This is a genomic window from Enterobacter sp. QK-SA4 (assembly GCF_056856775.1).
Window position 1 is genome coordinate 4,678,003 of record NZ_JBXFXH010000007.1, and the last position, 22,537, is coordinate 4,700,539.

A 22,537-nucleotide genomic window follows, 5' to 3' on the forward strand; every position below is an offset into this window, starting at 1 on the left:
GGAGGATAGCCAGCCGTCACAATTGACACTGTGGGTTAAAGGGCGATTACCGATGGAATCGGGCCAAGTTAAGCAACCCGTTTTCCGTCAGATCGTTTACCAGCCCGGCACCGCCCCGCCGTTAAAGATCGTCTCCGCCGCTTTCGCTACCTCAGGCGATTGATACGACTGGATAAATTCCTTCACGTTCTCCGCGTCTTTGTTGTCTTCGCGCGTCACCACAATGTTCACGTACGGCGAGTTTTTATCCTCAATAAAGACGCTGTCATGCACCGGCGACAGCCCTGTTTGCTGAATATAGGTAGTGCTGATGATGGCGACATCCACTTTCGGGTCGTCCAGCACGCGCGGCAGCTGTGCCCCTTCCAGCTCCATAATTTTCAGCTGTTTAGGGTTGGCGGTAATATCCAGCGCCGTCGGCAGCAGCCCGGTGTCCGGCTTCAGGGTAATGAGCTTCTCCTTTTGCAGCAGCAACAGCGCGCGGCCAAGGTTGGTCGGGTCGTTTGGAATGGCAATGGTCGCCCCGTCCTTCAGGTCAGAGACGGATTTGATTTTGCGGGAATAGCCGGCCATCGGAAAAACAAAGGTGTTCGCCACGGCCACCAGCTTGTAGTTATGCGCCTTGTTATCCTCAGCGAGGAACGGGCGATGCTGGAAGACGTTAGCATCCAGTTCCCCCTGGTTGGTGGCATCGTTAGGCAACAGCGAGCCGCTGAAGCCCACCAGCTCCACGTCCAGGCCATATTTCTCTTTTGCCACCTTTTTGGCAACTTCCGCTACGTCCTGTTCAGCGCCGTTGATGACGCCCACTTTAATGTGTTTGGCATCGCTGCCACTTTGATCGCACCCTGCCAGCAGCAGGCCAGCAAGTACCAGAGCACCCAATCGACGTTTCACAAGACAGTTCCTTTTGCTAAATGTTGTAGTGACTATATCGACAACGAGGCGGTGAAATAAAAACCGAAAAAGAATCAATAAGAAGGATAAGTTATATGCGGGTATTGCCGGGTGGCGTAGCGCTTACCCGGCCGACAGATTCCGAGCTTAAAGGGCTTTCGCCAGGTAATGCCGCTGCATGCCCGGGTACGGATAATCCTGCAAAGACATCTGCAGCTGGTACCCCTGTTTTTCATAGAACGGACGCGCCTGGAAGCTGGCGGTATCGACCAGCGCGTGCTTGCAGCCTTTGCGTCTGGCTTCCTCTTCGGCCGTTTTGATGAGCTTGCTGCCAACGCCGGATCCGCGCACGGTCTCGCTGACCCAGAGATAGTCGATATTCAGCCAGTCGCCTTTACGCACCCCAATTAGCCCGCCGAGCATGACGCCTTTATCGTCTCGTACGTAAACGCCAATGTCGCCGCTAAAGGTCGCCATATCCAAAAATTGCCCGTTATAGGCTCTTAACCCCACAAATAACTCTTCTTTTTCAGCGGGCGTTACATTATTTGTTATGCTCAGGTGCATTTTTCTCTCCTTATTTTCTATGCAATCTGAATATCTCACAGCTTAACCTCCACAAAAACTCCTCATTCCCTCCATTTTTTAAATACGGAAACATTCCCTCAATATCTAAATAAAAAAGGCCTTTCCAATACGCACCCAAAACGTATACTGAGAACGATCATTCTCACTTTTACACGGTAGCCGACGATGAGTACGAAACTGGAAGAACGACAAAAACAACGCCAGGACGAGATCATCACCGCCGCTCGCCGCTGCTTTCGCGCCAGCGGATTTCACGCCGCCAGCATGTCGCAGATAGCCAGCGAAGCGAAGCTCAGCGTCGGGCAAATTTACCGTTATTTCAGCAACAAAGACGCGATTATCGAAGAGATGATCCGCCGCATCATCGACTCGCGCATCGAGGAGATGCAGGGTAAAACCCTGGTAGAAGGGATGCCGCAGGCACTCGCCTGGCGACAGACCCTCAACGAAGATGACGATGCGCTGATGCTGGAAATGTCCGCGGAGGCCACGCGTAATCCGCAGGTGGCGACGATGCTGATCGAAGCCGAATCGCGCATGTTCGCCAACGCCTGCGAGCACCTGAAAAAGCAGTTTCCCCACCTGAGCGACGAGCATATTCGCTGCTGCGTGGAGATTACCGCCGTGATGATTGAGGGGACGATTTATCGACGACTCACGCCGTTAAAAGTCCCGTCAGAACAATTAGAACCCCTTTATCAGGATATTTTAAATATGCTTTTCTCTACGAAGTAATCGCATATGAATAATTAGCGGGAATAAGTAATTCCCCTTTTTTACATTTCTGGCTCTGCCAGAGATGCGGTATCGCTGTGCCTTTAAATAGCCCTCCTCCCTGTTAAGCCATTAACGGGGCAGGCGTCGTTCACCCTGGAAAAAGATTATGAAAAACATAACAACCTCCATCGCGGCATTATTTCTCCTGACCGGGTGCGATAATGCGCAAACATCTGCTCCCCAGCGTCCTCTTCCGGAAGTGGGGATTGTCACTCTCATGAGCCAGCCTGTTTCCGTCGTCAGCGAACTGACCGGCCGCACCGCCGCAGCCATGAGCGCCGAAGTGCGCCCGCAGGTGGGCGGCATTATCCAGAAGCGCCTGTTCACCGAAGGCGATACGGTCAAGGCCGGGCAGCCGCTGTATCAAATTGACCCTTCCAGCTACCGCGCGGCGTTTGATGAAGCCGCCGCGGCGCTGAAGCAGGCGCAGGCGCTGGTAGCAGCCGACTGCCAGAAGGCCCAGCGCTATGCGCAGCTGGTGAAAGACGACGGCGTGTCGCGTCAGGACGCAGAGGACGCGAAGTCCACCTGCGCGCAGGACAAGGCCAGCGTCGAGTCAAAGAAGGCCGCGCAGGAGAGCGCGCGCATTAACTTTAACTGGACCACCGTGACCGCGCCGATTGCCGGACGCATCGGCATCTCCTCCGTCACGCCCGGCGCGCTGGTGACCGCCCAGCAGGATACCGCGCTCGCCACCGTTCGCGGACTGGACAGCATGTACGTCGATCTCACGCGTTCCAGCGCCGATCTGCTGCGTTTACGCAGGCAAACCCTCGCCACCAATAGCGATACGCTTAGCGTGTCCTTAATCCTCGAAGACGGCAGCACCTACAGCGAGAAAGGCCGTCTGGCGTTAACCGAAGTGGCGGTGGATGAATCAACCGGCTCGGTCACGCTGCGCGCCGTCTTCCCGAACCCGCAGCATCAGCTCCTGCCGGGGATGTTCGTCCGCGCCAGGGTGGATGAAGGCATCATGAACGACGCGATCCTGGCACCGCAGCAGGGCATCACCCGCGACGCCAAAGGCACCGCCACCGCGCTGGTGGTCAATGCCAGCAACAAGGTTGAGCAGCGTCAGCTGGAGACGGGCGACACCTACGGCGACAAATGGCTGGTGCTGAGTGGCCTCAAGGCGGGCGATAAGCTGATTGTGGAAGGCACCGACAAAGTGGCCGCCGGGCAGGAAGTGAAAGCGGAAGAGATGAAAGCCAGCGGAGGAAACGCCTGATGTTTTCCCGCTTCTTCGTGCGTCGCCCGGTCTTTGCCTGGGTTATCGCCATTCTCATCATGCTCGCCGGGATGCTGGCGATCCGCACGCTGCCGGTCGCGCAATATCCGGACGTTGCTCCGCCGTCGATCAAAATCTCGGCCACCTACACCGGCGCCTCCGCGCAGACGCTGGAAAACAGCGTGACGCAGGTGATCGAGCAGCAGCTCACCGGGCTGGATAACCTGCTCTACTTCACCTCCACCAGCAGCTCGGACGGGTCGGTAAGCATTACCGTCACCTTCGAGCAGGGAACCGACCCGGACACCGCGCAGGTACAGGTGCAGAACAAGGTTCAGCAGGCGGAATCGCGCCTGCCGACCGAGGTGCAGCAGTCCGGTATTACCGTCGAGAAATCGCAGAGCAACTTCCTGCTGATCATGGGCGTGTACGACAAAACCGACGCCGCCAGCAGCTCGGATATCGCCGACTGGCTGGTGAGCAATATGCAGGACCCGCTGGCGCGCGTGGAGGGCGTCGGCAGTCTGCAGGTGTTCGGGGCGGAATACGCCATGCGCATCTGGCTCGACCCGGCGAAGCTGGCGTCCTACTCGCTGATGCCGTCCGACGTGCAGAGCGCGATTGAAGCCCAGAACGTGCAGGTCTCCGCCGGTAAAATCGGCGCGCTGCCCTCATCGAACGCCCAGCAGCTGACCGCCACCGTCCGCGCCCAGTCGCGTCTGCAAACGGTCGATCAGTTTAAAAACATCATCGTGAAGAGCCAGTCCAGCGGCGCGGTGGTGCGCATCAGCGACGTCGCCCGCGTGGAGATGGGCAGCGAAGATTATACCGCCACCGCGAAGCTCAACGGCCACCCGGCGGCGGGTATGGCGGTCATGCTCTCACCGGGTGCGAACGCGCTCAACACTGCGACGGCGGTAAAAGACAAGATCGCCGAGTTCAAAAAGTCGATGCCGGAAGGCTACGACGTGGCCTACCCGAAAGACAGCACCGAGTTCATCAAGATCTCCGTTGAGGACGTGATTCAGACCCTGTTCGAAGCCATTATCCTCGTGGTGGTGGTGATGTACCTGTTCCTGCAAAACATCCGCGCGACGCTGATCCCGGCGCTGGCGGTGCCTGTCGTTCTGCTGGGCACCTTCGGCGTGCTGGCGCTGTTCGGCTACTCCATCAACACTCTGACGCTGTTTGCGATGGTGCTGGCGATAGGGCTTTTGGTGGATGACGCGATCGTGGTGGTGGAAAACGTCGAGCGTATTATGCGTGACGAAGGCCTGCCCGCCCGGGAAGCTACGGAGAAATCGATGGGCGAAATCTCCGGCGCGCTGGTCGCCATTGCGCTGGTGCTCTCTGCGGTATTCCTGCCGATGGCCTTCTTCGGCGGCTCCACCGGGGTGATTTACCGTCAGTTCTCGGTCACCATCATTTCAGCGATGTTCCTCTCCGTGGTGGTGGCGTTGACCCTGACGCCCGCGCTCTGCGGCTCGATTCTGAGCCACACGGCGCCGCACAAAAAGGGCTTCTTCGGTGCGTTTAACCGCTTCTACAGCAGGACCGAGCGCGGCTATCAGAACAAGGTCCTGCGCGCCCTGCGCCGCTCCGGCGGCATGCTGGTTATCTATGCCCTGCTCTGCGGCGCGATGGGCTTCGCCATGCTTAAGCTGCCGGGCAGCTTCTTGCCCACGGAAGATCAGGGCGAAATCATGGTGCAGTACACCCTGCCCGCCGGCGCGACGACGGTACGTACCGCCGAAGTCAGCCGCCAGGTGCGCGAGTGGTTCCTCACGAAAGAAAAAGCCAATACCAACGTGATCTTCACCATTGAAGGCTTCAGCTTCAGCGGCAGCGGCCAGAACGCCGGGATGGCGTTTGTCTCCCTGAAAAACTGGTCCGAACGTAAAGGTGATGCAAACACCGCGCAGGCCATCGCCCTGCGCGCCACGCAGGAGCTGAGCACCATCCGCGATGCGACCATCTTTGCCATGACGCCGCCCGCGGTGGACGGCCTGGGCCAGAGCAACGGCTTTACCTTTGAGCTGATGGCCAGCGGCGGCACCGACCGCGACGCGCTGCTGAAGCTGCGTAACCAGCTGATTGGTGAAGCCAACCAGGACAGCTCGCTGCACGCCGTGCGCGCCAACGATCTGCCGCAGATGCCGCAGCTTCAGGTCGATATCGACAACAACAAGGCCGTTTCGCTGGGGCTGTCCCTGAGCGACGTTACCAACACCCTCTCCAGCGCCTGGGGCGGGACCTACGTGAACGATTTTATCGACCGCGGCCGCGTGAAAAAGGTCTACATCCAGGGCGACAGCGACACCCGCGCCGTACCGTCGGATCTCAACAAATGGTTTGTGCGCGGCAGCGACAGCAACATGACGCCGTTCTCCGCCTTCGCCACCACCCGCTGGGAGTATGGCCCGGAAAGCCTGGTGCGCTACAACGGCTCGGCGGCGTATGAAATACAGGGTGAAAACGCCAGCGGCGCGAGCTCCGGCACGGCGATGAGCAAAATGGAGCAGCTGGCAAACAGCCTGCCGTCCGGCAGCACCTGGGCGTGGAGCGGTTTGTCGTTGCAGGAAAAACTGGCGAGCGGTCAGGCGATGAGCCTCTATGCCCTCTCGATCCTGGTCGTGTTCCTGTGCCTGGCGGCGCTGTATGAGAGCTGGTCGGTGCCGATTTCGGTCATCCTGGTGATCCCGCTTGGCGTGCTGGGCGCGGCCGTCGCCGCCTCCCTGCGCGGCCTGAACAACGACGTCTATTTCCAGGTGGCGCTGCTCACCACTATCGGCCTGTCGTCGAAGAACGCCATTCTGATTGTGGAATTCGCCGAAGCCAAAGTCGCTGAAGGGTACTCTCTGACGCGCGCCGCACTGCGTGCCGCCCAGACGCGCCTGCGTCCGATCATCATGACCTCGCTGGCGTTTATCGCAGGGGTTACGCCGCTGGCCGTGGCAACCGGCGCAGGGGCCAACAGCCGCGTGGCGATCGGTACCGGCATTATCGGCGGGACGCTGGCCGCGACGCTGCTGGCGATCTTCTTCGTTCCCTTATTCTTTGTACTGGTGAAACGTCTGTTCTCCGGTAAACACGCGAACCGGAGGTCATAATGTTTCGTGTATCTGTTTTAGCGTTAGCCCTGCTGAGCGCAGGCTGTGTGTCGTTAGACCCAACGTATCAACGCCCGGACGCCCCCATCCCGGCAACCTTGCCCGGCGCGCACGGCGAAGCCACCGCCGTGGTGAGCCAGTGGCAGCAGGTAATGAACGACGCGCGGCTGAAAAGCGTGGTGACGATGGCGCTTAACGGCAACCGCGACGTGCAAAAAGCGATTGCGGATATCGACGCCGCCCGCGCCCAGTACGGTGAAACGCGCTCGTCCCTGTTCCCGACGGTGGACGCCGAGCTGAGCCACACCCGCAGCCGCACGCTGGCAAGCGGCGTCGCGACAAGCGACGAAGCCAACGGCGCGGTCTCCAGCTTCGAGCTGGATCTGTTTGGCCGCAACCAGAGCCTTTCCCGCGCCGCGCGTGAAACCTGGCTTGCCAGCGAGTTCACCGCGCAGAACACGCGCCTGACGATGGTCAGCGAGCTGACCACGGCCTGGGTGACGCTGGCGGCGGATAACAGCAACCTGGCGCTGGCGAAATCCACGATGGAGAGCGCGGCAAACTCGCTGAAGATTGTGAAGCGCCAGCAGGACGTTGGCGTGGCGGCCGCCACGGACGTCAGCGAAGCGATGGCGGTGTATCAGCAGGCGCGCGCCAGCGTGGCGAGCTACCGGACGCAGGTGATGCAGGACAAAAATGCCCTTAATCTGCTGGCGGGCGATACGGTGCCGGACAACCTGCTGCCCGGCACGCTGGAGAGCCTGAGCGATAACGCCATCACGCTGATCCCGGCGGGCGTCAGCTCCAGCGCGCTGCTGCGTCGTCCGGACATTCAGGAGGCCGAGCATAACCTGCTGAGCGCCAACGCCAATATCGGTGCGGCGCGCGCCAACTTCTTTCCGACCATTTCACTCACCGCCAGCGCGGGCGTCGGCAGCGATTCGCTCTCCTCCCTGTTCAGCCACGGGATGAAGGTCTGGTCGTTTGCGCCGTCCATCACCCTGCCGCTGTTCAGCGGCGGAAACAATCTGGCGCAGCTGCGCTACGCGGAAGCGGAGAAGAAGGGGCTGATCGCCACCTATGAGAAAGCCATCCAGAGCGCGTTTAAGGACGTGGCCGACGCGCTGGCGCGACGTGAAACGCTGGGCGAGCAGCTCGACGCCCAGCGCGAATACGTGGCGGCGGAGCAAAAAACGCTGGACGTGGCGACGCGCAGCTACAGGGCGGGCGCGGGGGATTATCTGACGGTTCTGACCGCGCAGCGGTCGCTGTGGTCGGCGCAGGAATCGCTGATTGCGCTGCAGCAAACCGACCTGGAAAACCGCATCACGCTGTGGCAGTCGCTGGGGGGCGGTATTCAGTAGCGCTTGCCGGGAAGTTCATGACAGGCGGTGAAGAGAAAATTCATACTTTCGGCTGGCGTCGCTACACTGAATGTAACGATATATTTCATGGGAAGCATGTGACTTTTAAAAGGGGGTTGTTGATGAAAGCTGCGCACCTGGTCTGCCTGCTGGTTTGTTTGCTCTTCGCCGCGTTTGTCCATGCTCAGGAAAAGGATGACCCCGCGAAAGAGGCGCAAATAAAGCAGCAGGTCCTTAAAGATATTAAGAAAACCTGTACGCCACAGAAAAAACAGAGCGATAAAGCCTGGCAGGAGATGATTTTGTCGTCCGAGGCCAATCAGCTGCTGATCAAAAATGCCATCACCGCCGTTAAGCGCGACAACCTGGATGCCTACTGGGGGGCGATTGGTCAAGTGGATTGTATGGAGGATTATTAAGCGTGAAGCCGAGCTTCACGCTTTTTTCAGCGCTTCCGCATGTCCGGAATAATCAAATCCCCGCGCAGAACATAGGACCCGAGCATCTGCGTTTTCTCCGTCAGCCAGCTCACAATCCGCGCCGCCATCGCGTCCATGGAATATTCAATCGCCGGGATCACCGGAATACCCGGCAGGTGCAGCGATCCGGCCAGGCTAAAGACCATGATGTCGTCCGGCACCGATTTATTAAACGCCTGCAGCTGCGGGATCACCCGCTGGGCTTCCTGCTCGTCCGCCACCAGCAGCGCGTTGAAGTTCAGCGTGCTGGCGTTGTTAAGCAGCTCCTGTAGCGCAACGGACGAGGAGGTCGCGTCCATAAAGACCAGGCTGCGATTAAAGGGCAGGAAATTTTTCTCCAGCGCGTGCTTGTAGCCGAGCAGCACCTGGTCGGCAAAACCGCTGCCGTGGGGGTGGATCAGCGCAATCTGGCGACGCCCCTTGCTGGTGAGGTAGTTACAGGCGGTCTCGGCGGCAAAGGCGTGATCGAACTGGATGCTGTTGGAATTATCAGTCTCCATGCAGTCCACCAGAATGACGTTGTCCATATCCACGTCCAGCGGGAAACGGGCGCCAATCACCAGGATGTCATCGCACAGCCCGCAGGAGAGTTCTTCAAGGGCGTGCATCACTTCCGCTTTGCTGTGCGCGAAGCGCAGCAGGAGATGTTTTTGATGCTGGCTGAGCTGTTTTTCCAGCGCGTAGAGATAACCGGTGGTCTGGTTAATGTTTTCCTGCGCGCAAATCACCCCGATACAGCCCGTCGACTGGCTCAGCAGCGACTGGGCAATCACGTTAGGCCGGTAATTCAGCTCATCCACCGCTTTTAATACGGCCTGACGGCTGGCTTCCTTAACGCCACGCGACCCGCTCAACACTCGCGATACCGTGGCTTTAGACACCCCGGCAAGACGTGATACATCATTGATTGTCGACATCTCTTTCCCCTGGCAGGCTTACCTCGCGCCTGCAAATTCCATGACCGCTTCGGCTCACATTATAGCCAGAACGGAGTATATCCGTTTCCGTTTTCCATGGAAACCGATTTTCCGTTTCCACTCAAAATGATGTCAAAACAGCCAAATTATGTGATGCACATCCGGTTAATTAGCCTCATAAGTAAGGGATCTTGATGGTTATCACACTTCTGTCTTTTATGAATGGAAACCGGTTTCCGTATCATGTCCAATCATCCTCGCAATAACTTTTTACATTTAGAGGATGGTTGTCGATGTTCAGAATTATGCTGTGCTGCTCTGCCGGGATGTCCACCAGCCTGCTGGTCAGCAAAATGATCGATGTCGCGAAAGAACGTGGTTTGCCGGTGAAGATTGATGCGTACGGTGTTTCCGAATTTGATACGCAGTTTCCGCAATACCAGGTTGTCCTTCTCGGACCGCAAGTGAAATACATGTTACAGACACTCTCAGACAAGGCGGCTACGAAAGGCATTCCGGTGCAGCCCATCGATATGATGGACTACGGCATGCAGCGTGGCGATAAAGTACTGGACTATGCTCTGTCGCTCATCGAAGCGGCACACTAAAAGGTGTTCACATGAGTTCGTTATATCAATCCATGGTCGCGGTGATTGAGCAGTCAATTACCCCGCTGGCCGCGAAGCTGGGTCAGCAAAAGTATGTGATTGCCATCCGCGACGGCTTTACCGCCGCGCTGCCGTTTATGATCATCGGCTCGTTTATGCTGGTGTTCATCTTCCCGCCGTTCTCGGCGGATACCACCAACAGCTTTGCCCGCGGCTGGCTGGATTTCTCCCAGACCTATCGCGAGCAGCTGATGCTGCCGTTTAACCTCAGCATGGGCGTGATGACCTTCTTCATTTCGGTGGGGATTGGGGCAAGCCTGGGGCGTCAGTTCAACCTCGACCCGGTGATGTCCGGCCTGCTGGCCTTTATGGCCTTCCTGCTGGTCGCCGCGCCGTATGCCGACGGCAAGATCTCGACCCAGTATCTCTCCGGCCAGGGCATCTTCACCGCGCTGATCACCGCCATTTACGCCACCCGCGTCTACGCGTGGTTGAAGCAGAACAACGTCACCATTCGCCTGCCGAAGGAAGTCCCGACCGGCGTGGCGCGTTCGTTTGAGATTCTGATCCCGGTGATGGTGGTGATCGGCACGCTGCATCCGCTGAACCTGTTCATTGAAGCGCAGACCGGAATGATCATCCCGCAGGCGATCATGCATCTGCTGGAGCCGCTGGTGTCCGCGTCTGACTCCCTGCCCGCGATTCTGCTCTCCGTACTGCTGTGCCAGATCTTCTGGTTCGCCGGTATTCACGGCTCGCTGATTGTCACCGGCATCATGAACCCGTTCTGGATGGCGAACCTCTCCGCAAACCAGGCGGCGCTGGCGGCCGGCGCGGCGCTGCCGCACGTTTATCTTCAGGGCTTCTGGGATCACTACCTGCTGATTGGCGGCGTAGGCTCCACCCTGCCGCTGGCGTTCCTGCTGCTGCGCAGCCGCGTTACCCACCTGCGTACCATCGGCAAAATGGGCGTGGTGCCGAGCTTCTTTAACATCAACGAACCGATCCTGTTCGGCGCGCCGATCATCATGAACCCGATGCTGTTTATCCCGTTCGTGTTCGTTCCGCTGGTTAACGCCTGCCTGGCGTACGCGGCAACCAAACTCGGCTGGCTGGCGCAGGTTGTGTCGTTAACCCCGTGGACCACCCCTGCACCGATTGGCGCTTCGTGGGCAGCAAACTGGGCGCTGAGCCCGGTGGTGATGTGCCTGGTCTGTATGGTGATGTCCGCGCTGATGTACCTGCCGTTCCTGCGCGCCTATGAGCGTACGCTCATCAAAAACGAAGAGCAGAAGGCCCAGGCAACCGTCGGCGCCGCCGAGACCGCCAGCAATTAAGTCAAAGAGGAAGAGTCATGAAATACGCATTTCCCGATAACTTCTGGTGGGGCAGCGCAAGCTCCGCTCTCCAGACCGAAGGGGCAAGAGAGGGCGAAACCACATGGGATTACTGGTTTGCCCGCGAGCCGAACCGTTTTCACAACGGCGTGGGGCCGCAGCAGACCTCCACGTTCTATCAGCACTGGAAAACGGACATTCAGCTGTTAAAGCAGCTGAACCACAACAGCTTTCGCACCTCGATTAGCTGGGCGCGCCTGATCCCCGACGGTATCGGTGAAGTGAACCCGGAAGCGGTCGATTTTTACAATCAGGTCATTGATGAGCTGAATGAACAGGGCATCACGCCGTTTATGACCCTGTTCCATTTCGACATGCCGATGGCGATGCAGGAGATCGGCGGCTGGGAAAACCGCGACGTGGTGGACGCCTACGCCCGCTATGCGCAGATTTGCTTTGAGCTGTTCGGCGATCGCGTGCTGCACTGGTTTACCTTCAACGAGCCGATCGTGCCGGTGGAAGGCGGTTATCTGTACGACTTCCACTACCCCAACGTGGTGGATTTTCGTCGGGCGGCCACCGTGGCGTATCACACCGTGCTGGCCCATGCGAAAGCGGTGCAGGCCTACCGCGCCGGGCATTACGCGGGGGAGATTGGCATCGTGCTGAACCTGACGCCGTCGTACCCGCGCTCGCAGAACCCGGCGGACGTGAAGGCGGCGCACATCGCGGACCTGATGTTTAACCGCAGCTTCCTCGACCCGGTCCTGCGCGGCGAATACCCGGCGGACCTGGTGGCGCTGCTGAAATCCTGCGATCAATTACCCGCCTGTAAACCGGAAGACGGTTTCCTGATTGCGGAAGGGAAAATCGACCTGCTCGGCGTGAACTACTATCAGCCGCGTCGCGTGAAGTGTCGCGACACCGCGGTGAACCCGCAGGCGCCGTTTATGCCGGAGTGGTTCTTTGATAGCTACGAGATGCCGGGCCGCAAGATGAACCCGTACCGCGGCTGGGAAATCTACGAGCCGGGTATTTACGATATTCTGGTCAACCTGCGCGACAATTACGGCAACCCTCGCTGCTTTATTTCTGAAAACGGCATGGGCGTCGAAAACGAGCAGCGCTTTATTGAAAACGGCCAGATTAACGATCAATACCGCATCGAGTTTATTTCCGAACATTTAGCCTGGCTGCATAAGGGTATTAGCGAAGGGTGCAATTGTCTTGGCTATCATATGTGGACGTTTATTGATAACTGGTCGTGGTGCAACGCGTATAAAAATCGCTACGGATTTATCCAGCTCGATTTAGAGACGCAGAAACGCACCATTAAGAAAAGCGGAGAGTGGTTTGCCGCCACCGCGTTAAATAATAGTTTTGATAAAGAGTAATGATGATGATCGCATTAGAAGAAGCCGTAATGGAAATTATCGTCAATGCCGGACAGTCCCGCAGCCTGTGCTTTGAAGCACTGCACGCGGCGCGCCAGGGCAACATTGACGAGGCCAAAAGCCTGCTGCGCGAAGCCGACGGCTACGCGCGCCAGGCGCACAAGATGCAGACCAAACTGATCGAGCAGGATGCGGGCGAAGGCCGCCAGCCGATGACGTTAATTATGGTGCACGCGCAGGATCATTTAATGAATTCCTTATTAGCGCGTGAATTATCCGAAGAAATTATTCATTTATATCAGAGATAGTCTATGGCGAAATAATTACTGTAATACCTCTGTACCCTAAATAGAGATCCACTTGTTCTGATGATAGCGACATACTCTGTCAGATCGGAGCGGGATGGTTATTGTCTGAATAAAATTAAACTATATTGAGATAACCATGAATACGATTAAAAAACTTCCATTAACCATGGCGGTTATCGCCGCGCTTTGCCCAATTTCCGTGCTCGCGCAGGAATTCACCCAGGAGCAAATCGACGCCATTGTGGCAAAAGCGGTGGATAAAGCCCTCGCCGAACGTCAGGCTAAAATGGATGCGGCGGTCGCGAAAAAAGCGGACGTGGTGACCGAGCCGCAAAGCGCGGCGCAATCTCCGGATATGGCGATCCCGTTCGGGATTAAATTTACCGGCTACGCCCGCTACGGGGCGCACTTCCAGGCCGCCGATCAAAAATACGTGGCGGTGGACGGCTCGTACAACGGCGCGTCCGCCATTGGTCGTCTGGGCAACGAAGGCAACGGCGGGGAATTCCAGCTCTCCAAGGCCTTTAAGGGTGAAAACGGCGCCATCTGGGACGTTAACGTGATGATCGACCACTGGGGCGACGAAGTTAACCTGAAAAAAGCCTACGCGGGGGTGACCAACATTATGGCCTCCAACCCGAACGCCTATTTCTGGGCCGGTCGTGACTTCCACCAGCGTCCACAGCAGGGCATCAACGATTACTTCTGGATGAACCACGACGGCCAGGGCGCCGGGGTGAAGAACTTCGACATCGGCGGCGTGCAGTTCGACGTGGCCGCCGTCGCGGCGGTGGAATCCTGTAGCCCGGAAGTGATGGAAGATGAAGCCAACCCGTCGCGCATCACCTGTACCGGCGGTTCCGGCACGGGCGACAAAGGCAACTACGCCGCGACCTCAAAAATCCACGGCATGAAGCTCGGCCCGATCGACATGGAGCTGTACGCTAACTACGGCTTTGACTCCAAAGCGGTGGAGAGCGACGAGCGTCTGAACGCGTGGCAGGGCGGCGTGGTGCTTAGCCACACCAACGACAGCGGCGTGAATAAGGTGATCGCCCGCTACTCCGATAACGCGGACAACAGCGTGTTCAACAAAACCGAGGATCTGACCACGGTCTACGCCAGCTTCGAAGGGCTGTACAAATTCACCCAGGCCACGCAGGTGGAGTACATCCTCGCCTTCCACGACTACGACAACAGCCGCGATAAGACCGACAACCGCAAGAACTACAACGCCATCGTGCGTCCGATGCACTGGTGGAACGACGTTCACTCCACCTGGCTGGAAGCAGGCTGGCAGCACGTTGACTACGACAACGGCGGCGACAACAAGGGCTGGAAGCTGACCCTGTCGCAGAATATGTCTATCGCCATGGGGCCGGAGTTCCGCCCGATGCTGCGCTTCTACGTGACCGGCGGCAAAGTGGATAACGAACGCACCGCGCGCGTGAACAACACCAAAGACGAAACGCTCGACGACTTCAACGTCGGCGCGATGTGGGAGGCGTGGTTCTAAGCAAGGTAGAAGCAAAACGGCAACGAGAGTTGCCGTTTTTAGTGTTTGCTCCCTCTCCCCGTGGGAGAGGGCCGGGGTGAGGGCATCAGGCCACACACAACCATGCTATGCTGTTGACCGAATTAACGACAACATCGCAGGGGAGAACATGGGTTCCACACGTAAAGGGATGCTAAACGTCCTGATCGCCGCCGTTTTATGGGGCAGTTCCGGCGTTTGCGCGCAGTACATCATGGAGAAAAGCCACATTTCTTCGCCATACCTGACCATGGTTCGCCTGCTGTTTACCGGCGTGATCCTCCTGACGCTTTCTTTCGTTCACGGCGACAAGATTTTCTCGGTGATCAAACATCGCAAAGACGCCCTCAGCCTGCTGTTTTTCTCGCTGGTCGGCGCGCTCACCGTGCAGCTCACCTTCCTGCTGACGATTGAAAAATCCAACGCCGCGACCGCTACCGTTCTGCAGTTTCTGTCACCAACCATTATCGTGGCGTGGTTCGCGCTGGCGCGGAAAAAGCGCCCTGGCGTGTTTGTTTTATCCGCGATTGTGACCTCGCTTGTCGGGACGTTCCTGCTGGTCACCCACGGCGAACCGACCTCGCTCTCCATCTCGCCTGCCGCGTTGTTCTTCGGTATCGCCTCGGCGTTTGCCGCGGCGTTTTACACCACCTATCCGTCAACGCTGATCGCCCGCTACGGCACATTGCCAATTGTCGGCTGGAGTATGTTGATTGCCGGATTGATATTGACGCCGTTCTACGCCGGGCGCGGGACGACCTTTGTGATTGACGGCAGCCTGCTGCTGGCGTTTTTCTATCTGGTGGTGATTGGTACGGCGCTGACGTTCAGCCTGTATCTGAAAGGCGCACAGACGATCGGCGGGCCGAAGGCAAGCATTCTGAGCTGTGCCGAGCCGCTGAGCAGCGCGTTGCTGTCGGTGATTTTACTGGGCGTGGCGTTCACCCTGCCGGACTGGCTGGGGACGCTATTGATCGTGTCGTCGGTGGTGTTGATTTCAATGGATTCGAGAAGACGGGTTCAGACATCGGCGTAGCCTGATGTCCCCTCACCCCAGCCCTCTCCCCAAAGGGGCGAGGGTGAAAAGACAGCACCGAGCAGTCCCCTCTCCCTGATGGGGAGAGGGAGAAAAGCACTACTTCGCCTTAACCTTCCCCGCCACCAGCAGCGCGGTCAGCAGCATCAGCGTACCGGAAATCACCAGCGGTGAGGTCAGCCCCAGATGGTCGAGCGCCACGCCGCCAATGGCCGCGCCGCAGGTATTCGCCAGCTGGATCACCGCCACCTGAATCGACCCGGCTTTTTCAGCCTGATCGGCAAGCGAGCGGGTGATCCACGTCGACCAGCCCACCGGCACCAGCGCAAAGGCAAAGCCCCAGATAATCGCGATGGCAGACGCCACCCACTTATCGCTGCCCCACAGCACCAGCACCGCCGCGCTCGCCGCCAGCACCAGCGGCGCACCCGCCAGCGCCACCTTCAGGGAGCTTTTCAGGAACTGAGACGACAGCGAGGTGCCGACAAAGCTGGCGATACCGAAGCTCAGCAGCACCAGCGTCAGGCCGTCCACGTCAAAGCCCGCCATGGTCATAAACACCGGGCGGATGTAGGTAAAGAAGGCAAACTGCCCGGCAAAGGACATAAAGATGGCGGTCATCCCCGCCAGCACGCCGGGGCGCTTCAGCAGCGCGAACATGTTCTGTTTGTGGTGCGCCGCTTCGCCCGGCAGCGACGGTAGCGCTTTCCACACCCAAATGATGCAGAGCAGGCCCATCACCGCCGCCGCGTTGAAGACGTTACGCCAGCCGATAATCCCGCCGAGGAAGCTGCCGAGCGGCGCGGCAATCACCAGCGCGATAGAGACCGCACCGAAGATAACGGCAAGCGCTTTTGGCACCGTCCGCGCGGGCACCAGGCGCATGGTGAGCGAGGCCGACATCGCCCAGAAACCGCCTAACCCCAGCCCCAAGCAGGCGCGCCCCAGCAGCAGCAGGGTGAAGCTTTCAGCAAAGGAGACCAGCAGGCAAGAGAGCGTCAGCAGCACGCTGAACAGGATGACCACCTTGCGGCGGTCGATGGTGCCAATCACCTGGGTAATAAACAGGCTGGCGAACATCGCCACAAACGCGGTGACGGTAACGGACTGCCCCGCCACGCCTTCGGAAATGCCCAGATCCTGCGCCATCGGCGTCAGCAGGCTCACCGGCAGAAACTCAACGGTAATCAGGCAGGCGACGCAGAATGCCACGGCGAAAACGGCCGACCAGTTGGGGCGTGAAACCTCTTTGGTCTGCGGTCTGGTCGTGGGCTTGATATGTTCTGTCATGGCGTCACCTGAAGATAAAAACGTGCGGAAAAGTCGCGCAGTTTATCATCAAAAGTGTGACGAATTTAACGTTTAGACAACTTTTGTGATTTTTAGAGGGGATCAGTGCAGGTAAAACACGCCCTCTTCCGGCAGGAAGAGCTGGTTATAGCGCAGCTGGAAGGCGTTAAGCTCCTGCGGATCGGGCTCCATCTCGCGCATAAAACCGAGCGCCAGACGAATTTGCGCATCGGTGATCGGCGCGGCCAGGCGGGCTTTACGCAGCAGGCGGTGCCACGTGTGCAGATTCTCTTCACTGCCGTCGACAATGCAGACCTGCCATATCAGCAGCACCTGCGCCGCGTTTTGCAGATGCGCTTCGTCCGGGCGCTCAAGGTAGCGGATAAACTCATTGCCCGGCATTTTGCCGAACTGATCGATCATCGACTCAACAGGCATCGGGGTGATCCCCAGACGCTCGCTTAAACGTTTGATGGCGCGGCGGGAATCTGAGGTCAGGACGCGAAATCCCACCACAAACACCACGGCAAGCGTTGCCAGCATTATCCAGACCATGCGTTCTCCTATGAATAGCCGCTCATCATAGCGGGAAACGCAGCGCCTCGACAGCGGGTGGCGCCATAATAGTGAACGGAAAAGATGTTGAAGAATTGGGAGAGGAGGAGTTAACCCCGTCGGGGTCAATATAAAAAAGCCCGGCATCACACACCGGGCAAAGAAGTTACCTGCACACTCAGGCTGTTTTTAATTTCTGCGCACGATTCTCACGGCGGATCTTACGTTCTTCCAGCACCGCGACCATCGCCATCAGGACGATACAGCCGATGGCCGCCGCATCCAGCGCCGCGAAGGTGCCCGCCCAGCCGGTGAGGCCGAAAATCGGCGTGCCGTCGGCGATCATTCCCAGGCCCAGCTTGGCGAAGCTGTCGCCGATCAGGTAGGCGAAGGTGCCTTTAATCCCATCGGCGGCGCCGATCGCTTTTTTCGGGACGAAGCCCACTGCCGCTACGCCGATCAGCAGCTGAGGACCAAACACCAGGAAGCCGAGCGCGAACAGGGACGCCAGGTAAACGTACTGGTTGCTGGCGTGCTGGTAGACGCCGAGCGTGACGATAATCAACGCCAGCGCGATGCAGGCCACCAGCGCGCGACGACCGTTGGCGAGGTCAGAGAGCCAGCCCCACAGCAGCGTGCCGACCAGCGCGCCCACTTCGAACAGGGTGAAGCCCTGAATCGCCACTTCTTTAGAAAGCTTCAGCTCCTGGAAGGCATACACGGTCGACCACTGGTCGATGCCGATACGCACCACGTACAGGAAGATGTTTGAGAAGCAGAGCAGCCAGATCACTTTGTTTTTCAGCACGTACTCAACAAAGATCTGCCATTTGGACATCTCGTTTTCTTCGGTCTCTTTGTCCTCTTCGCTAATCTCCTCGCCGAACAGCTCTTCGGCTTTGCCGAGGCCGTAAGATTCCGGGGAGTCGCTGCCGTAGCGCAGGCCGATAAAGCCGACAATCAGGGCGATAATCGACGGGAAGATAAACATGCCGATCACGTGGCCGTCGAACAGGTAGTTTGCGCCAAACAGCGCCACGCCAGCCGCACCCGCCCCGCCGAGGTTGTGGGAGATGTTCCACATGCCGAGGTAGGAACCACGCTTGCGGCGCGGCGTCCATTTGGTGATGGTGGAGTAGCTGCACGACCCGCCGGTACTCTGGAAGAAACCGCTCAGGGCGTAGAAGGCGATCATAAGGAACAGGCTGACTGAGCCCGCGCCCATGCTGGCGCTGAAGCCGAGCATACAGATGGCGGAGAGGATCAGCATAAACGGCAGGAACTGCTTGGTGTTTTTGCCGTCCGCGTAGTAGGAAACGACGGTTTTACCCACGCCGTAGGTGATGGAGAAGCCCAGGCCAATCATCCCCAGCTGCGTCATGCTCAGCCCGTAGGTTGAGATCATGTCGTTCTGCGCGATGTTAAAGTTTTTGCGGATCAGGTACATGGTCAGGTAGCCGATGAAGACCACCAGATAGGACTGCATGAACGGTTTGAACCACATCTTGCGCCGCACGTCGAGCGGCAGATCCAGGGTCGGCTTGCGCACCTGATTTAAGAAGGCCAGCATGACTGAGTTACTCCTGAGCTGATTTTTGCAGCATTGTAAAAATCAGCCGGGAGAGATGCCTGAGACAGCGTCCAGGTAAAACCGGGAAAATTTCTTAGTTTTACGCCATTCGGGGTGAAAAGGTGAGACGCATCACGCTTCGCTCACCTCGCGCGGCGCCTGCGCATGCAGGAAGGGAAGCAGCAGCAGGGCGGAGATCCCCGCCGCGATGGCGATCACCGCGAAGAAACCGCTCCAGTGCCAGACGTCGATCACCCGCGCCAGCGGCCAGCCGGAGAGCGATGCGCCGAGGTAGGCAAACAGCCCGACAAAGCCCGTCGCCGCGCCTGCCGCCTCTTTGTGGGAACACTCCGCCGCCGCCATGCCGATCAGCATCTGCGGGCCAAACACGAAGAAGCCGGTGGTGAAGAAGCACGCCGCCTGCATCACGTAGCTGGCGAACGGCATCAGCCACAGCGAGCCGACGGAGAGCAAAATCCCGGCGGCGAAAATCAGGTTCATCGGGCCACGGTTGCCGTTGAACAGCTTGTCCGAGCCCCAGCCCGCCACCAGCGCGCCGATAAACCCGCCCAGCTCGAACATCGTCACCGCCGAGTTGGCGGTCACCAGATCCACGCCGAGCGTCTCGGACATGTACAGGTTGCCCCAGTCGTTGATCGCCGCGCGCACCACGTAGACCAGCACGTAGCAGAGCGAGAGTAGCCAGATGTACGGGTTTTTTAGCACGTATTTGGTGAGGATCTCCCTGCGGGTCAGCCCCGCGCCTTCCTGCTGCTGGGCAATCTCCATTTCGTCGTGCCGCCAGTCGCCCACCGCAGGCAGGCCGACGGTTTGCGGCCGGTCGCGCAGGCGCCAGCAGAGAAACAGCCCGGCGACAATCGCGAGGCCACCGGCAATCATCATCCCCGCGCGCCAGCCGTAGTGCAGCGCCGCCGCACCTACCACCATCGGGATCAGCGCCCCGCCGACGTTATGCGCGGTGTTCCAGATTGCCCACCAGCCGCCACGCTCGTTGCGCGAATACCAGGCGGTGAGCAGGCGGGCGCAGACCGGCGCGCCCCAGCCCTGGAAAAAGGCGTTCAGCGCCCACAGCAGGGCGAAGGCCCACAGCGAGGTGGAGAATCCAAACAGAATGTTGACCACGCCGGTGGCGATCAGCCCAACGCCCATAAAATAGCGCGCGTTGGAGCGGTCGCTGACGATGCCGGAGAAGAACTTCGACAGGCCGTAGGTGATGTAAAACAGCGTCGCCAGCAGGCCGATATCGGTGCGCGTCATCACGCCGCTGGCGAGGATCTCCGGTGCGGCGGCGTTGAAGCTTTTGCGGGTGAAGTAGAACAGCGCGTAGCCGAGCCAGATGGCCATCAGGATATGGCGACGCCAGTAGCGGTAGCGGGCGTCGATTTCCGATTTATCGCCAATCGGCGCGGCGCTGGCAGGGGTTTTAAACATGGTAACTCCGTAGCGGCAGGCTGACGCTGACGCGCGTCCCGTGGGTGCAGGAGAGGTTCAGCGTGCCGCCCAGCGCCTTGACGCGCTCCCGCATGCCCGCCAGGCCAAAACCCTGCTGGCCGGAGCCCGGCGGCAGGCCGCAGCCGTCGTCTTCAATTATCAGCTTCAGGCTGTCGTCCTGCTGCCAGCCCTGGATCGTGACCGCGCTGGCGCTGGCGTGCTTGACGATATTGTTCAGCCCTTCCTGACAGACGCGGAACAGCGTCACGCGCTGGCCTTCGCTGAGCGTAGATTCGTTAATGCGCCAGTCGAGATGGCTCACTATTCCGCGGCTTTCCAGCTCCATCTCGCGCATCAGGGAACGCACCGCCTGCTCCAGTGACAGGTCGTCAAGCTGGCGCGGGCGCAGTCGTCCTAACAGGCGGCGAACGGAGTCATAGACTCCCAGCGAAAGCTGTTCGATATGCGCCCCGCCCTGCTTCACGCCCGCATTTTCCGCTGCCAGGCGCTGGACAATGCCCGCCTGAGTGCGAATGGCGGTGATGGTCTGGCCGATATCGTCGTGCAGCTCGCGGGCGACCTCCTGCCGCACGCTCTCTTCCGTCTCCAGCAGGCGCTCCGCCAGACGGCGGTTGCGCGCCAGCTCGGTTTGCAGGGACTGGTTCAGCTCGCGCAGGCGCTGAATGCCCGCTCCCAGCAGCAGCCCGGTCAGGCTTTGAGCCAGCAGGGAAAGCAGTAAGTCAACAGGATGATCGTGCCAGGTCTGGCTGGCGATCAGTGCGATGGCGTTCATCAGCGTGGCGATCAGCGCCCCCTGCCAGCCGTAGTGCCAGGCCAGGGCGATAATCGGCAGCGCCAGGCAGAACGGCGTGAAGCGTGAAAGCTCGGCGGGCAGGCCAAGCTGGAGCCACAGGCTCACCACAAACAGCAGCAGATACCAGATGAGGTGCCGGGCGCGCCAGTTCACCGGCTGGGAAACCAGCGCCGGGCCGAGCGGCTGCCAGACGGTGCTGGTGAGATAGTGCCAGATCACGAGGCAGGTTGGCGCCAGCGTCAGGCCGCCGGTGAGGGTCAGCAGCAGGGCATTGAGCTTCTCCTTCTCGCCGACCCACGGAAGCGACTGCAGCAGCGCGGCGGCAATCAGCGCCGCCCCCTGACGCAGCAGCGTGCGCCAGTCGCGCTGGTGGCGGTAGCGGGAGATGAGGGCAACCGGGAGAAGCGTGAGCAGGCTTCCGGTCATCAATAAGGGCAGGTGCGCGAGGGCAACTTCCTGCGCCAGCCAGACCAGCATCAGCCACTCAGCGCCGAGCAAAACCGGCCAGTAGGCGCGCGGACACTGGAGCATTAAGCCCAGACGCAGCCCGAAGGGAAACAGCAGCACCGCCAGCTCGGGGCGTTCCACCAGGTGCAGGCTGATGCTCCACAGGCAAAACCAGGCGGCGGAGAAGATAAAAAAGCTGGCGACGACGGCGATCAGCCGTGAAAAAGCGGAACTCATTGCCAGCTGTCAAACATGCGGCGCGCCAGCTCGACGTCGTTGCTGACGTTGAGTTTTTCCATCAGGTTGGCGCGGTGAACGTGTACGGTTTTCGGGGACAGATCCAGCTCGGCGGCAATCTCTTTTACCGACATGCCCTGCGCGAGTTTTTCCGCAACCTGGCGCTCGCGTCTGGTGAGCGGATCCTGGCGTCCGGCCGCCAGCTTGATGGCGATATCCGGCGTCAGGTAGCAGCCGCCGGTGGAGACGGTGCGCACGGCAGCAATCAGCTCGTCCGGGCTACAGCGTTTGGAGAGGAACCCGCGCGCGCCCGCGTTGAGCGCCTGCTCGACCAGCGCCGGGCTGTCGTGGACCGAGAGCATAATGGTCGCCATCCCTTTCGGCAGCTGGCTTAACAGCTCCAGCCCGGAGAGATCCGGCATCGAGATGTCGCAAATACAAACCTTCACCCCGCGCCCCGGCAGGCCCGCCAGCGCCTCGCGACCGGAGCCAAACTCGGCCACGACCTGAAAATCCGGTTCGAGGTTCAGAAGCTGGGCAAATCCGGAGCGGACGATAAGGTGGTCGTCGATAAGGGCGATGGTGGTCATGGCGC

Annotated in this window: 20 protein-coding genes; 11 read left to right on the forward strand and 9 right to left on the reverse strand. The window is 59.2% G+C overall.

The window, feature by feature from the left end; genetic code table 11:
• Positions 1-96 precede the first annotated feature (96 nt).
• The gene (nlpA, locus tag AC1VYI_RS24110) at positions 97-897 is read right to left on the reverse strand and encodes a lipoprotein NlpA (RefSeq protein ID WP_023309849.1); all 801 of its coding nucleotides are present in this window, start codon (positions 895-897) and stop codon (positions 97-99) included.
• A 147-nt stretch (positions 898-1,044) separates the two neighbouring features.
• Complete coding sequence (locus AC1VYI_RS24115; protein WP_134866970.1) at positions 1,045-1,464, reverse strand: GNAT family N-acetyltransferase; 420 nt, start codon at positions 1,462-1,464, stop codon at positions 1,045-1,047.
• 186 nt (positions 1,465-1,650) lie between these two features.
• On the opposite strand from AC1VYI_RS24115, the gene AC1VYI_RS24120 reads away from it, so the two are divergent.
• The 5 genes from AC1VYI_RS24120 (at position 1,651) to AC1VYI_RS24140 (ending at position 8,383) form a co-directional block, all read left to right on the forward strand.
• On the forward strand, positions 1,651-2,220 hold the full coding sequence (locus tag AC1VYI_RS24120; protein ID WP_134866971.1) for a TetR/AcrR family transcriptional regulator: 570 nt from the start codon (positions 1,651-1,653) through the stop codon (positions 2,218-2,220).
• A 148-nt stretch (positions 2,221-2,368) separates the two neighbouring features.
• Positions 2,369-3,490: an efflux RND transporter periplasmic adaptor subunit gene (locus AC1VYI_RS24125; protein WP_134866972.1), complete on the forward strand. Its 1,122-nt coding sequence runs from the start codon at positions 2,369-2,371 to the stop codon at positions 3,488-3,490.
• A complete protein-coding gene (locus tag AC1VYI_RS24130) occupies positions 3,490-6,600 on the forward strand; it encodes an efflux RND transporter permease subunit (protein WP_226483383.1) in 3,111 nt (1,036 codons plus the stop codon). Before AC1VYI_RS24125 ends, AC1VYI_RS24130 begins: the two co-directional genes overlap by 1 nt.
• Positions 6,600-7,964, forward strand: coding sequence for an efflux transporter outer membrane subunit (locus AC1VYI_RS24135; protein WP_045354679.1), 1,365 nt, complete (start codon positions 6,600-6,602; stop codon positions 7,962-7,964). The genes AC1VYI_RS24130 and AC1VYI_RS24135 overlap by 1 nt, the downstream gene beginning before the upstream one ends.
• Before the next feature lie 122 nt (positions 7,965-8,086).
• Positions 8,087-8,383, forward strand: coding sequence for a YicS family protein (locus AC1VYI_RS24140; RefSeq protein ID WP_023309843.1), 297 nt, complete (start codon positions 8,087-8,089; stop codon positions 8,381-8,383).
• Between the two features lie 26 nt (positions 8,384-8,409).
• Here AC1VYI_RS24140 and AC1VYI_RS24145 read toward each other — a convergent pair whose 3' ends face one another.
• Positions 8,410-9,360 carry a LacI family DNA-binding transcriptional regulator gene (locus AC1VYI_RS24145; protein WP_134866973.1) on the reverse strand — a complete coding sequence of 317 codons (951 nt, stop codon included), beginning with the start codon at positions 9,358-9,360 and terminating at the stop codon, positions 8,410-8,412.
• Between the two features lie 293 nt (positions 9,361-9,653).
• Here AC1VYI_RS24145 and AC1VYI_RS24150 point away from each other — a divergent pair, with 293 nt between their 5' ends.
• From AC1VYI_RS24150 to AC1VYI_RS24175, 6 genes are all read left to right on the forward strand, one after another.
• Complete coding sequence (locus tag AC1VYI_RS24150; RefSeq protein WP_126786519.1) at positions 9,654-9,968, forward strand: PTS sugar transporter subunit IIB; 315 nt, start codon at positions 9,654-9,656, stop codon at positions 9,966-9,968.
• Positions 9,969-9,979: 11 nt separating this feature from the next.
• Entirely contained in the window at positions 9,980-11,305 is a 1,326-nt protein-coding gene (locus AC1VYI_RS24155; RefSeq protein ID WP_023309840.1) for a PTS sugar transporter subunit IIC, read from the forward strand.
• Between the two features lie 17 nt (positions 11,306-11,322).
• Complete coding sequence (locus tag AC1VYI_RS24160; RefSeq protein WP_045354673.1) at positions 11,323-12,699, forward strand: glycoside hydrolase family 1 protein; 1,377 nt, start codon at positions 11,323-11,325, stop codon at positions 12,697-12,699.
• A gap of 5 nt (positions 12,700-12,704) precedes the next feature.
• Complete coding sequence (locus AC1VYI_RS24165) at positions 12,705-13,007, forward strand: PTS lactose/cellobiose transporter subunit IIA (RefSeq protein WP_029741865.1); 303 nt, start codon at positions 12,705-12,707, stop codon at positions 13,005-13,007.
• A gap of 136 nt (positions 13,008-13,143) precedes the next feature.
• Positions 13,144-14,523: a carbohydrate porin gene (locus tag AC1VYI_RS24170; RefSeq protein ID WP_033144328.1), complete on the forward strand. Its 1,380-nt coding sequence runs from the start codon at positions 13,144-13,146 to the stop codon at positions 14,521-14,523.
• 148 nt (positions 14,524-14,671) lie between these two features.
• Positions 14,672-15,577 (forward strand): DMT family transporter, encoded by a 906-nt coding sequence (locus AC1VYI_RS24175; RefSeq protein ID WP_134866974.1) that lies wholly within the window; start codon positions 14,672-14,674, stop codon positions 15,575-15,577.
• A gap of 99 nt (positions 15,578-15,676) precedes the next feature.
• Here the strand turns inward: AC1VYI_RS24175 and nepI are convergent, their stop codons facing one another.
• From nepI to uhpA, 6 genes are all read right to left on the reverse strand, one after another.
• Complete coding sequence (nepI, locus tag AC1VYI_RS24180) at positions 15,677-16,867, reverse strand: purine ribonucleoside efflux pump NepI (protein WP_134866975.1); 1,191 nt, start codon at positions 16,865-16,867, stop codon at positions 15,677-15,679.
• A gap of 102 nt (positions 16,868-16,969) precedes the next feature.
• Positions 16,970-17,422: a DUF1198 domain-containing protein gene (locus AC1VYI_RS24185; RefSeq protein WP_023309835.1), complete on the reverse strand. Its 453-nt coding sequence runs from the start codon at positions 17,420-17,422 to the stop codon at positions 16,970-16,972.
• Positions 17,423-17,600: 178 nt separating this feature from the next.
• On the reverse strand, positions 17,601-18,992 hold the full coding sequence (uhpT, locus tag AC1VYI_RS24190) for a hexose-6-phosphate:phosphate antiporter (protein WP_134866976.1): 1,392 nt from the start codon (positions 18,990-18,992) through the stop codon (positions 17,601-17,603).
• Between the two features lie 132 nt (positions 18,993-19,124).
• Complete coding sequence (gene uhpC / locus AC1VYI_RS24195; protein WP_045354672.1) at positions 19,125-20,444, reverse strand: MFS transporter; 1,320 nt, start codon at positions 20,442-20,444, stop codon at positions 19,125-19,127.
• Positions 20,437-21,942, reverse strand: coding sequence for a signal transduction histidine-protein kinase/phosphatase UhpB (gene uhpB / locus AC1VYI_RS24200; protein ID WP_226483381.1), 1,506 nt, complete (start codon positions 21,940-21,942; stop codon positions 20,437-20,439). Before uhpB ends, uhpC begins: the two co-directional genes overlap by 8 nt.
• Positions 21,939-22,532, reverse strand: a complete 594-nt coding sequence (gene uhpA, locus AC1VYI_RS24205) for a response regulator transcription factor UhpA (protein ID WP_047173150.1) — start codon at positions 22,530-22,532, stop codon at positions 21,939-21,941. Before uhpA ends, uhpB begins: the two co-directional genes overlap by 4 nt.
• Positions 22,533-22,537: the final 5 nt, after the last annotated feature.